The following is a 12,757-nucleotide window of genomic DNA, read 5'->3' on the forward strand; positions in this document are numbered from 1 at the left end:
GCGGACCGGACGGGACTCGAACCCGCGACCTCCGCCGTGACAGGGCGGCATTCTAACCAACTGAACTACCGATCCTCAAAACAAAACAGTAAAATTCTTTAGCTGTTCTCCCGTTTTGGGATTGCAAAGATAGCAACAAAAAATTCAATTCAGCAAATCTTTTTTAAAAAAACTTTCAAGTACTATCTTTACACTCTCTTTAACCTTTTAAATGTACTTATGCAATTCCTGGATTTCGAGAAACCTATTGCGGAGTTATACGATCAGTTAAATAAACTGAAAGAAAGTGGAGATAAAGCCGGTGTCGATGTTTCCTCTGCCATAGCCGAGTTCGAGCAAAAAATAGCAGAAACACGCACTCAAATCTATAGCAACCTTACCTCCTGGCAAAGGGTACAGCTTAGCCGTCACCCCGATCGCCCTTACACGCTCGCCTACGTAGATATGATCTGCGATAGTTTCGTAGAACTGCACGGCGACCGCAACGTGAAGGATGATAAAGCCATGGTAGGTGGTTTGGCAGATATTGCCGGGGAAACCGTCATGCTTATCGGCCAACAGAAAGGAGTTAATACCAAAATGCGCCAAATCCGCAACTTTGGGATGGCAAACCCTGAAGGGTACCGCAAAGCCCTACGCCTAATGAAATTGGCTGAAAAATTCAATAAACCAATCGTTACGCTGATCGATACCCCGGGGGCTTATCCCGGCCTCGAAGCAGAAGAAAGGGGGCAAGGTGAGGCCATCGCCCGCAACCTCTTCGAAATGGTGAAGCTGAAAGTACCTGTTATCTGTATCATAATCGGTGAAGGCGCCTCAGGTGGCGCTCTCGGTATCGGTATGGGTGACCGTATCTTCATGCTGGAAAACAGTTGGTATACGGTAATTTCTCCTGAAAACTGCTCAACCATCCTATGGCGCAGCTGGAATTTCAAGGAAAAAGCCGCGGAAGAGCTGAAATTAACTTCCGAATATATGAGTAGCTTCGGGCTCGTGGATGGTGTTATCAAGGAACCCCTTGGCGGCGCCCACGTCAATCCCGAGGAAATGGCCACTATTCTCAAAGCCAAGATTAAATCAACCATCGCGGAACTCAAGGACATCGATCCTGAAACCAGGATTACCAACAGGATCGAGAAATTCTCTAACATGGGTTTCTTTGATGAAAAATAATTTTCATACCTTTTTTCTATTTCCAACAATCAAAATTTGTTTCGACAGAATTTTTTATGCTACAGCAACAGTTAAGGGGCACCGGCGTAGCGCTGGTGACGCCCTTTAAAGCGAATGAAGACATCGATTGGAATGCGCTCGAAAAGCTCATCAATCATGTAATTGAAGGGGGAGTCGATTATGTTGTCACACTTGGTACCACAGGTGAAACTCCCACATTGACGGCCGATGAGAAGCTGGATCTTATAAAGTTTACCTTCGAAAAGGTAAGCAAACGGGTACCAGTCGTAGTTGGTATTGGTGATTACTGCACGAAGGATGTCATAAAGCGCTTGGAAAAATGTCCGCTGGACGATGCTGCGGCTATCTTAAGTGTGGCTCCATACTACAGCAAACCTACACAGGAAGGCATCTTCCAACATTATAAGGCTATCGCTGCTGCTGCTCCCAAACCGATCATCCTGTACAATGTGCCGGGTAGAACAGGTCGCAATATGACTGCCGAAACAACTTTGAGATTGGCGCACGAAGTAGAAAATATCGTTGCCATGAAAGAAGCTTCCGGCGACATGGCGCAATGTATGCATATCATCAAGAACAAACCTGCTGATTTCGTAGTAGTTAGCGGCGATGATGTGCTGGCCATGCCCCAAATTGCCTGTGGCATGGAAGGGTTGATCTCCGTAGCGGCCAACTATTTCGCGAAAGAAATGAGCCAAATGGTAAAAGCGGCATTGGAGAATGATTATGCAACAGCCCAAAAGCTACATTACAAGCTACTGGAGGGTTTCGACCTGATGTTCGCTGAAAACAACCCTGCCGGCGTCAAGTATTTCTTAGCTACCGATGGCATCGTGGAAAATTACTTCCGCCTTCCGATCGTAGCAGCAACACCAGCCCTACAACAACAAATAACACATTACGTTCAAGGATTTAAATAGATTGATTACCCAGGTTACACGGATCATGATTTACCTGGATTATTTTAAATTTGTAGATTTGATATTAGGATAAAATAGGTTAAACATGTTAAATAAACCTTATTTTATCCTAATATCCGTGTAATTCGGGCAATCCATTTTAATCCGTGAACATTTATCCGTGAACATTTAATCCGTGAAATATGTCAATTTCTTCTCAAGCTGAACTGGATGGTATGACCGCTGTAAGCAAAGCGGTAGCTTACACCCTGAAAATGATGCGCGAATACGCCAAACCGGGTATGAGTACCAAAACTTTGGATGATTACGGCAAACAGATATTGGAAAAGATGGGGGCCAACAGCGCACCTTATCTTACCTACAAGTTTCCGGGTTATACCTGTATCAGCGTCAATAATGAAATTGCGCACGGAATTCCTTCTGAACAACGCATCTTGCAAAATGGAGACCTCGTAAATATTGACGTGTCCGCTGAATTGAACGGTTTTTGGGCAGATAATGGCGGATCTTTTATCCTTGGCGACGACCTCCAGGGTTTGCAACCACTGGTAAGTGCTTCAAAAAGAATCCTTTACAAAGCGATCCACGAAATCCATGGCGGCGTCAAAATCAATGAAATCGGGGGCTTAATCTCTAGAGAAGCCAGGAGATCAGGCTTCACCGTGATTAAAAACCTTGTTGGACATGGCGTAGGCAGGGGCCTTCATGAAGCGCCGCATGAAATACCTTGCTTCCATGATCGCCATAACCGCGCAAAATTTAAAATTAACAGCGTGGTAGCCGTCGAAACATTTATATCGACAAAAGGAACGGAAGCCTTCACCGATCAAAACGATGGTTGGACACTAAAAGGCATAGACGGCACTTTCGTGGCGCAACATGAACATACGATCCTCATCACGGATTCCAAACCCATCATCCTTACCCTCGGTAACGAAATATGGAATTAAGACGATAATTTAAAGAGTTATTGACATTCTCCCCCGTTTTTAAAGGTTGTTTGTACCGATTTTCATGCTGTTTGTGTAATAGATTTCACTTGACTATTCACCTGGAATACTTTTACATCAGCAAATTCAACCTTTATGAAACCGTTTTTATTACTCCTTCTAAGTGTATTCATTGCTTCAACTTCCCAAGCCCAATTAAAAGGCGACGTTTTTGACGCGCAAACCAAAGAAGCATTACCTCAAGCTGCCGCCATGCTAACCATCAAGGATGGCACCCCAACTTTTGAATCTACCGATGAAAAAGGTCATTTCGAATTTAAAGGACTAGACGCCGGTACCTATGAATTGAAGATCGTATTCATGGGATACAAGGATACTACGATCAAAAATATTGTTATCAAGGACAAAGCAATTATCCTCCCCCCTATTTATATGGCAAGCAGGGCCAGTGAGCTGAAAGGTGTAGAAGTAAGCACTATTGCCCCCACGATCACCATGGATGGTGATAAAATGGTAATGAATGTAGCCAATACGGCTTCAGCCTCCGGCTCTACTGCTTTCGAATTACTAACCAAGGCCCCCGGAGTGGTGGCCGACCAAAACAATGTACTCCAACTGAATGGTAAAAATGTTACCGTGTACATTGATGGTCGCCCTTCACGATTGAGCGGCGATGATCTGAAAAATTACCTTGACGGCATCCCGAGTACCAGCATCGATAAACTTGAGATCATGTCATCTCCTTCCGCCAAATACGATGCTCAAGACGGCGCCGTCATCAACATTAAAACACTGAAAAATCAAAATTTAGGGACCAACGGATCATTTGTCGCAGCCGGGGGAGCTGGTTTATTTCCCCGCGGTAACACGGGCATCAACTTAAATAACCGTAGTAAAAATATGAACATTTACGGCGGTTACGATTTCCTATATACTAAGAAAAGGGATCGCGCTACATCCGACAGGATATTTTCCAATGATTATATTATACACGATTATAACCCTATCACGGATGAACAGAAAAATCATAATGTAAAACTAGGTGTAGACTATGATCTGAATAAAAATTCTACTATAGGTTTTTTAGTAAAGACATCCATACAAGATAGGAATCGGCTAGGTAAAAACAATACGGAGACAGGCTTCAAGGGCCAGCCCACTGACTCGACTCTCTTGCAAACCAATACCGGCGATCAAGATGTTCGGAATCCATCTGCTAACGTGTACTATAAATGGTCAAACCCCAAAAAGAAAAAAGACTTGACCATCAACGCCGATTATTTTAATTACGATAAAAAATGGGACGACTTGTTTAACACCCAGTATTATATGGGCGATAACATCGAGCAGCCTGAAAGGAATACAAATATCCGCAATAAATCTGCATCGGATATCAACCTGTATAGTATGAGTGCAGATTACGAACAAGTCACCAAATTTGCAACATGGCAAGCCGGTGTAAAAAATACTTATACAAAATCTGATAACAACATGGTTTGGGAAAATTGGTTTAACGGGAAATGGGAGAACGATATTTCCAAAACCAACCATTTCATCTATAAAGAAAATGTTGCCGCGGCTTACTTCGGCGCCAAGAAAACCATTAAAAAATGGACTTTAGATGCCGTGTTAAGGATGGAACATACCTACTCGGAAGGCAATCTATTGGCTACCGAAACACAACCTGCATCTAAATTCAAAAGGGATTATGCCCAATTGTTCCCCAGCCTGAATGCTAGCTATACAAAAGATGCAAAGCACATTTATACGATGGCTTACCGTAAAAGCATTACCCGTTTCGGATACCAGGTGGTGAACCCCTTCATAGTATACCACAATGCTTATACATATTCCCAAGGTAACCCAAATATTCAACCGATGATTACACACAACATCGACCTGGGATTTACTTATAATTATACTTGGATCACCAAGCTGGGATATGTTTATAGCAATAGCCCTTTAAGCATGGTATATAAACAAAATGAAGCCGACAAAACATTGGTCATGACCTATGACAACCTCGGTCGTTACCATGTAGCCTATGCCAACATCATTTATACCAAGATGTTATTCAATAAATGGAGAACCACCAATGTTCTAACAGGCTTGTATCTCGATGTAACCAGTGTAGATCAAGGTGGCCCCTTTTATTCCAATAGCTGGACAGCTATCTTCAACACGCAGAATACGATTGCCTTACCGAAAAAATTTAGCCTGGAGATAAACGGTACGGTTCAAACACCGATCATTTACGGGGTAACTAAAATCAAGGGTTTTGCTACGATGGACTTAGGTGTAAAGAAAACATTATCTAAAAAAGCGAACCTTAAATTAGCGGTAAACGATGTTTTTTATACCAGGAGGATGAATATTGATTTAAACTATCAAAACATAAACAATACCGTGAGGATGCGTCAAGATACGCGCTTTGTAATGCTCACATTCAACTATTTGTTCGGTAACCGCAACATCAAGAAGGCGAAAGATCGGAAAAGTAGTATTGAAACGGAAAGCAGCCGCACAAAATCAACGGGTTTCTAGTTTGCGATATGCGGAAGAATGCTTAATTTAATCCATTATCCATTAGAAATGTTGGCAAAGATTAAAGAATTTTTAAGGCGGGAAGGTAAAAAGTTACTGATCATTTTTATTATCACGTTCCTTTATTACCTTTTCGTCATATTAACGGCCTTAAGATTTAATCCGGCCCCGATTACGGGACCGGATGGTCGTATAATACCGGTTGTGCTGAACAGCCTCAGGGGAGTGATCGAATCTACAATCACTTTCTATCTCCTCATTTACGCGGTTATGATCCCGCTATTACAGAAAAAAAATTGGCTGCATTTCTTTTTATGGATCACTGGAATATTCCTGGTCAAGTTTGCCCTATCATACTTATTCGATTACGAAAGGGTCAGCTATTCATACAATGTTACGGTTCTAAACACCCGTTCTAGCGGGCAGGATCATAGCCTAATGAAGAAATTATTGGTGGATCATCAATTTTTGTTTTACACTATCTCATATATTTTAAGTTATATTTTGACGCTTTTGATCTGTTTCATTGTTTCCGTAGCTATTGAATGGAACAACCGGGTCAAAAAACAGAAAGAGCTGGAGCAGCAAAAACTAGATGCCGAGTTATCAGCGATCAAGTATCAAATCAACCCGCATTTCTTATTTAATTCATTGAATTTCATCTACAGCAAAACGGTGCCTTTAAGCGATGAGGTGTCCCAGGCCGTACTATTACTATCCGATATTATGCGCTATGCACTGGGAAAAGAAGAAGATGAACAAGGATTGGTCGATCTTGAGAAAGAATTAGAGCACCTGAAAAACGTGATAGAAATCAACCAGATGCGCTTCAACAATCGCCTTAGCATCCTGTATGAAGAAAATATAGACCGTCCGCATACCAAGATTATGCCGCTAATATTGATCACGTTAGTAGAGAATGCTTTTAAACATGGTGACTTATTGGACCAAGAAAACCCATTAACGATAAAAATAAATGTAGACTATCAGCATTTGCATTTCTATATTTGCAATAAGAAAAAGGCAGGAACTAAAGAGTTATCCACAGGAATCGGCTTACAAAATGTAAAGAAACGCTTACAGTTAATGTATGAAAAGTCGCATGAATTCCATGTGAAAGAAGACGATACATTTTATATTACTGAGCTTACAATAAGATTTAAACCATGATTAGTTGCATTATAGTTGATGATGAACAGCATGCCATCGATTTATTAGTTCATCATTTAGGGAAAGTCCCTTTCCTAGAATTATTATATACTTCTACCGACCCCGTGGAAGCTTTGCAATTTTTACATCATACTAAAGTTGACCTTGTATTCCTCGATGTACAAATGCCTACCATGACAGGTATCGATTTCATCAAAACCATCAATGGTAAAAGCAAAGTGATCCTTACAACGGCATACAGCGAATACGCTTTTGAAGGTTTTGAAAACGAAGTTGTTGATTATTTGCTTAAACCCATTCCATTCCCAAGGTTTCTTAAAGCTGCTCAAAAGGCGCTATCATTAGTAGAATCACCGGCAGCAACAGGCGCTTCAGCTCCTGTGCAGGACGATTTCATCTTTGTAAAAACCGAACAAAAGGGGAAGTTAATAAAGATAAATATTGATGATATTTTATTTATCGAGGGACTGAAAAATTATGTTTGTATCAACACTTTACAAGGAGAAAAAATTATTGCATTATTAAATGTTAAAGATCTCGAAGAGCGTCTACCCCAAAATAAATTCTGCCGCACCCATAAATCATTTATCATCGCAACTAATTGTATAAAAATGATTGAAGGGAACACCGTTTACCTAGAAAATTCTGAACAAGCAGTTCCCGTGGGCGATACGTATAAGGAGGCGTTTATGAACCAGGTAAAAGGCAAAATAATGTCTAACAAGAAATAGACCGGCAGCCATTTAATATCCTATATTTATTTTAACAGTTCCCCATGAAATCATTATACATCCCGTTGTTGATCATCTGCTCCCTCGGAATAGGGGCTTGTAAAACCGTTTCACACAACGGCCAGGTAAGCATTACGGGGAGATTAATATTTCATGATCAATGGGTGCTCCCGGAAGATACAAAGTTGGATAATATACCGATCGGGGGGCTTTCAGGCATTGATTATGATGCCGGGAGGAACGTTTATTACCTGGTTTGCGATGATCGCTCTGACTTTGCCCCGGCGCGTTTTTATACTGCACAAATCCACATATCAGGCTACAAGATTGACAGTGTAAATATTATAGCTGCCACCAGTCTTAAAATGCCCGATGGCAACACTTATCCGTCCAGGCAAATAAATCCCGCCCTGACTCCCGATCCGGAAGCTTTGCGCTACGATGCAGCAAACCAAACCATGATCTGGAGTAGCGAAGGGGAAAGGAATTTATCTGCTAAGCCGCCCGTACTGAGCAACCCATCTATTAACCGCATTGATTTACAGGGAAAATTTATCGATAGTTTCCCGGTTCCAGGGCAATTACAGATGAGCATGGCTGAATCCGGTTCCAGGAGAAATGCCGTCCTGGAAGGTATTGCCATCACACCCAGTAGAAAATATTTATATGCAAGCGTTGAAGGGCCGTTATACCAGGATGGGCCGGAAGCTGATACCGTACCTACGGAAAGCTATTGCAGGATTATCCGGTACGACCTGGCAAACCGTCAACCTGCCGGGCAATTCCTATTTAAATTGCACCCGGTTGCCGACATTCCCTATCCTAAAAATGCGTTCAGGGTTAACGGCATTTCGGATATTTTAGCCCTAGACGACGAGAAATTGCTGGTTTTGGAGCGCTCCTATTCAACCGGGATAAGGGACAATACCATTTTGGTTTCCGAACTAAATTTAAAAAATGCCAGCGATGTATCGAATTATTGGAGTATCTTAAAGAAAGTAAATTCTAATGAAATAAAAGCGCCGCAACAACTGTTACTGTTCGATTTCAGACCTATAGCCAGTCAAGTAAATTTAATAGATAACGTAGAAGGAATGACATTTGGACCGGATCTCCCCAATGGAAATAAAAGCCTGGTATTTGTTGTCGATAATAATTTTTCAAATAAGGAAGAAACACAATTCTACCTATTTGAATATCAAAGTAAAAGATAGCTAGATTAGTTTGTAACTTTTTAGGAACCCGTTCGTCATCCAAAGGAAAGTTTCTGTTTGCAACCAACAATCCTGAAATATGGAAGCAGTAGGCCTGACCGCCCATCAACTTTAATTGATATCACATAAAAAATTATACTATTTTATATATCTAAACCGCTTTTCGTATGACCTATAAATTACCCTTAGTTGGACTATGCCTAGGATTAGCGGCCATGACTTTCGCCCCCGGCGATGGTATGGCGCAAAAAAAGAAGAAAAAATCCGAAGCAACTGCCGCGGCAGCCGACACGAGCAAAAAAGCTACCCCTCCGAAGAAAAAAGCCAGCATCGGGGAGAAAACTAAAAGTAGCCGCAAAATAGAAGGAATATTCACCTTCTACCAGGATACTGTAACCGGCAGTTTACAGATGTACATCAAGAAAGATCAACTCGATAAACCATTTGTTTATCAAAGTTTTTCAATTAACGGGCCTACCAGTTTATTCCTAAACCAAAGTATGCACCGCGCGAACTTCGTCTTCGAGATTAAACATTATTATGATAAGTTGGAATTTTCCCAGGTAAATACCAACTTTTATTATGATAAAAATAATGCCGTAAGCAAAACTCAAGGTGTTGACATCGCGGAATCCGTTTTCTTTAACGACAAAATTGCCGCTGAAGATGATGAGGGCTACCTTGTAAGCATCGACGGCTTAATGATCAGCGATAAGATGGATCCGGTGAAACCCTTGATGCCGCCGGGTACACCGCCTACTGCCGTGTTTAATCTAGGTAATTTCAACAGTGGGAAATCAAAATATTACAAGGTAAATTCATATGCTACGAATGCTGCCATACAGGTAGATTTAGCATATGACAATCCCATGCCTTTTAACCAAGGAGGGAAAGATATTACCGATGCCCGTTTCGTAAGGGTGAGGATGCAACATACTTTCATCGAGGTGCCTCAAAATAATTTCAGGCCAAGGTTGGAAGATCCCCGCATCGGTTATTTTACTACCGAGGTAAATGATCAAACAACGAAATCCGCTACTCCTTATAAAGATCGTATCCACCGTTGGTACCTAGAGAAAAAAGATCCCGGCGCCGCCCTCAGCGAACCTGTAAAACCCATCGTATGGTATGTTGAAAATACAACGCCTTTAGAATACCGTCAAACGATCGTGGAAGCGGGTGAAAAGTGGAACGAAGCATTTGAGAAAGCAGGCTTTAAAAATGCCGTGGTAATGAAAATCCAACCCGATACCGCTACTTGGGATGCTGCCGATGTTGATTACAACGTAATCCGCTGGGTAGCCAGTGCAACACCAAGCTACGGCGCTATCGGGCCCAGCTTCGTAAACCCCGAAACCGGGCAGATCCTAGGTGCAGACATTACCGTGGAATGGGCTACGGGTAGCTCTACACCGATCATTGAAGGCATATTCTCCGGCCAAGGCAATACTTCAGAGGCAATAGACCATGCCTTTCATCCGGATGGCCACCAATGTACGATGGCCAACGAATTGAAAGCGCAATTCCTTGCCGGCGCGACCTTGATGGAGATGAACGGCGCTACGGCAGCAGCGCTTTCAACTGCACATAAACAATTCCTATATTACCTGATCCTCCACGAAATGGGGCATACCCTCGGATTGAATCACAATATGAAATCGAGCCAAATGTGGTCGATGAAGGAAATCAACGATACTTCATTAACCCATAAATATGGCCTGATCGGTTCTGTTATGGATTACCCTGCCATTAATATAGCCTTGGATCCTGCCCAGCAAGGTGATTATTACACAACCAAACCCGGTCCTTACGATTTATGGGCCATAGAGTATGGTTACGTGGAAACCACACCGCAAAATGAAGAAGCTATATTAAATAATATCGCTTCCCGCAGCACCGATCCGAAACTAGCTTTCGGCAACGACGCAGATGATATGCGTTCTCCGGGTAAAGCCATCGATCCCCGCGTGATGATCAATGACTTAACCAGCGACGCGATAGATTATGCTGCTGAAAGGTTCCAGATCGTGAATAACCTGATGGGACGGTTAAGAGCTAAATATAGCAAACCCGGGCAATCATACCAGGAACTGCGTTCCAGGTTCGGGTATTTGCAAAACCAACGCGTCAGCATGACTTCCGTATTGAGCCGTTACATCGGCGGGGTTTATATTGACCGCAGTTTTGTAGGACAAAATACTACTACCAAGCCATTCACCCCAGTTCCGGCAGCAACGCAGAAGAAAGCGATGCAAGTATTGTCAAAATACATCTTCGCACCGGATGCATTTAAAGCTGATGAAGTATTATATCCATACTTACAAATGCAACGCCGCGGGTTCAACTTCTTCACCACTTCCGAAGATCCGAAAATCACGTCTTCCACGCGTAGCATTCAAGGTTCCGGTGCGTTGGCTCACTTGTTGCATCCCGTAACGATGCAAAGAATTACCAATACAAGCTTGTACGGTAATGAATACAGCGTGGCAGATATGTTAAGTGATTTAACGAAAGCGATTTTCGCGGCCGATATGAGTACTTCGGTAAATGTATACCGCCAATATTTGCAAAATGAATATGTAGAAATGTTATGTAGTATCCCGGCATCCAAAGCTCACGATGACGTAGCGAAGGGTGCGGTAATTTACAATTTGAAGAAAATTCGCAGTTCACTAGCTTCAGCGGCCTCCCCTAACGAGGCAACCAAGGCACACAGGGCCAACCTGGTGTTTCAAATTGACAAGGCTTTGGCTGTAAAATAATTTTTTTCGCCGCGATTCACGTTCGCAAAGGAGACACTGCAAACCGTGTCTATACGACGAGGATCGCGGCATTTTTTTCCCTGATCAATGCATATGTTCCATCCCGGCGCCATTTTTCAATTTATACTCGCTGTTCAATAGGTACACACCGCTGGTAACCACGGCTTCGCCTGGATTGATACCTTTAACTGTAACACGGTTCCCCACTTCTTGCCCGGTTTTTATCATCTTACGGCTGAATTTACCAATTGAATCTTGAACCCAGATCATCTCCATGCCCTCTTCCCGGATAATAGCATCAATAGGCAAAGTCAAGGAAGTATCTAATGCTTGCTGAATATTTACCATCGCCTGCATACCAGGTTTGAATACCTGGCCTGGATTGTCCAGTTTTCCCCGGATCAAGTTCAACCTGCTACCCGTTTGTAGTTGCGGGTTCATTTTATCTAGTGTAATGTTATAAACACCCTCTATACCTTCCACGGAAACCCTTGCCTTCGCCGGCAACCGCACTTGAGCCACCTGCGAAGCATATACCTGGGCTTCCACCCAAATAGGATCCAATTGTAATAACGAGAGTACCGGGCTGCCCTCCGCAACATAAGCTCCCTCTTGCGCATTCACCTCTTTAATATAACCTGAACGATCCGCGTATATTGTTGTTATAGGATTTGCTTTACCCGATTCAAGCATTGCGCCCAGCTGTTGATGAGTCATTCCCCACAGCAATAATTTATGCTTGGCCCCGCGGATCAATTGTTCAAAATCGATAGAATGATTCTTCAACGCCGCCTGTTGCGCTACCAATGTTAATAACTCTTGCTGCGCCGTAAACATCGGTTCACTATAGATTTGAAACAAGGCTTGCCCTTTCTTGACAAAGTCGCCACTAGTTTTAAAATACAAGCGATCTAACCTTCCGGGAATTTTAGCGCTCATTACCTGTAAGGCTTCCTGGTCGGGACTTAGCTCAGCATTCAGTAGCAAATTTCCACGGGTAGCATATTGACCGATAGTATCCGCGTGAATATTTCCCAACAGCACTTGCTGCTCACTTAACTCTATACTATTGCTTACAGCCATCGATTTTTTATTAACCGGGGTCAGTTCCATATGGCAAATGGGACAAGTACCCGGCTTATTGGAAATCACTTGCGGATCCATGCTACAGGTATAATAAACATCGCTATTCACCTCCTCATTAGCCTTATTTCCTCCAGAGCAAGAATAAAGACCGGCAAGTAATAATATGCATATCAAATATCTCATTAT

At 42.6% G+C, this 12,757-nt stretch carries 9 protein-coding genes and 1 tRNA gene; 8 read left to right on the top strand and 2 right to left on the bottom strand.

The window, feature by feature from the left end; genetic code table 11:
- Position 1 precedes the first annotated feature (1 nt).
- Positions 2-75, bottom strand: a tRNA-Asp gene (locus COR50_RS00385).
- A 144-nt stretch (positions 76-219) separates the two neighbouring features.
- Here COR50_RS00385 and COR50_RS00390 point away from each other — a divergent pair.
- From COR50_RS00390 to COR50_RS00425, 8 genes are all read left to right on the top strand, one after another.
- Entirely contained in the window at positions 220-1,173 is a 954-nt protein-coding gene (locus COR50_RS00390; protein WP_098192128.1) for an acetyl-CoA carboxylase carboxyltransferase subunit alpha, read from the top strand.
- A gap of 56 nt (positions 1,174-1,229) precedes the next feature.
- Complete coding sequence (gene dapA / locus COR50_RS00395; protein ID WP_098192129.1) at positions 1,230-2,114, top strand: 4-hydroxy-tetrahydrodipicolinate synthase; 885 nt, start codon at positions 1,230-1,232, stop codon at positions 2,112-2,114.
- A gap of 182 nt (positions 2,115-2,296) precedes the next feature.
- Positions 2,297-3,064, top strand: coding sequence for a type I methionyl aminopeptidase (map, locus tag COR50_RS00400; protein WP_098192130.1), 768 nt, complete (start codon positions 2,297-2,299; stop codon positions 3,062-3,064).
- Between the two features lie 135 nt (positions 3,065-3,199).
- Positions 3,200-5,608 carry an outer membrane beta-barrel family protein gene (locus COR50_RS00405; protein ID WP_098192131.1) on the top strand — a complete coding sequence of 803 codons (2,409 nt, stop codon included), beginning with the start codon at positions 3,200-3,202 and terminating at the stop codon, positions 5,606-5,608.
- Positions 5,609-5,656: 48 nt separating this feature from the next.
- Positions 5,657-6,778 carry a sensor histidine kinase gene (locus COR50_RS00410; RefSeq protein ID WP_198405744.1) on the top strand — a complete coding sequence of 374 codons (1,122 nt, stop codon included), beginning with the start codon at positions 5,657-5,659 and terminating at the stop codon, positions 6,776-6,778.
- Complete coding sequence (locus COR50_RS00415; RefSeq protein WP_098192133.1) at positions 6,775-7,509, top strand: LytR/AlgR family response regulator transcription factor; 735 nt, start codon at positions 6,775-6,777, stop codon at positions 7,507-7,509. Before COR50_RS00410 ends, COR50_RS00415 begins: the two co-directional genes overlap by 4 nt.
- A 44-nt stretch (positions 7,510-7,553) precedes the next feature.
- Positions 7,554-8,723, top strand: coding sequence for an esterase-like activity of phytase family protein (locus tag COR50_RS00420; RefSeq protein ID WP_098192134.1), 1,170 nt, complete (start codon positions 7,554-7,556; stop codon positions 8,721-8,723).
- Between the two features lie 167 nt (positions 8,724-8,890).
- On the top strand, positions 8,891-11,485 hold the full coding sequence (locus COR50_RS00425; protein ID WP_232516236.1) for a zinc-dependent metalloprotease: 2,595 nt from the start codon (positions 8,891-8,893) through the stop codon (positions 11,483-11,485).
- A gap of 84 nt (positions 11,486-11,569) precedes the next feature.
- Here the strand turns inward: COR50_RS00425 and COR50_RS00430 are convergent, their stop codons facing one another.
- Positions 11,570-12,754 carry an efflux RND transporter periplasmic adaptor subunit gene (locus COR50_RS00430; protein WP_098192135.1) on the bottom strand — a complete coding sequence of 395 codons (1,185 nt, stop codon included), beginning with the start codon at positions 12,752-12,754 and terminating at the stop codon, positions 11,570-11,572.
- Positions 12,755-12,757 lie beyond the last annotated feature (3 nt).

It is taken from the genome of Chitinophaga caeni (assembly GCF_002557795.1).
In the GTDB taxonomy this organism is placed as follows: Bacteria; Bacteroidota; Bacteroidia; order Chitinophagales; family Chitinophagaceae; genus Chitinophaga; species Chitinophaga caeni.

Bases quoted from the DNA above. Each gene is read 5' to 3' on its own strand.
- COR50_RS00390 (WP_098192128.1), top strand. From the start codon at position 220: ATGCAATTCCTGGATTTCGAGAAACCTATTGCGGAGTTATACGATCAG.
- dapA (WP_098192129.1), top strand. From the start codon at position 1,230: ATGCTACAGCAACAGTTAAGGGGCACCGGCGTAGCGCTGGTGACGCCC.
- map (WP_098192130.1), top strand. From the start codon at position 2,297: ATGTCAATTTCTTCTCAAGCTGAACTGGATGGTATGACCGCTGTAAGC.
- COR50_RS00405 (WP_098192131.1), top strand. From the start codon at position 3,200: ATGAAACCGTTTTTATTACTCCTTCTAAGTGTATTCATTGCTTCAACT.
- COR50_RS00410 (WP_198405744.1), top strand. From the start codon at position 5,657: ATGTTGGCAAAGATTAAAGAATTTTTAAGGCGGGAAGGTAAAAAGTTA.
- COR50_RS00415 (WP_098192133.1), top strand. From the start codon at position 6,775: ATGATTAGTTGCATTATAGTTGATGATGAACAGCATGCCATCGATTTA.
- COR50_RS00420 (WP_098192134.1), top strand. From the start codon at position 7,554: ATGAAATCATTATACATCCCGTTGTTGATCATCTGCTCCCTCGGAATA.
- COR50_RS00425 (WP_232516236.1), top strand. From the start codon at position 8,891: ATGACCTATAAATTACCCTTAGTTGGACTATGCCTAGGATTAGCGGCC.
- COR50_RS00430 (WP_098192135.1), bottom strand. From the start codon at position 12,754: ATGAGATATTTGATATGCATATTATTACTTGCCGGTCTTTATTCTTGC.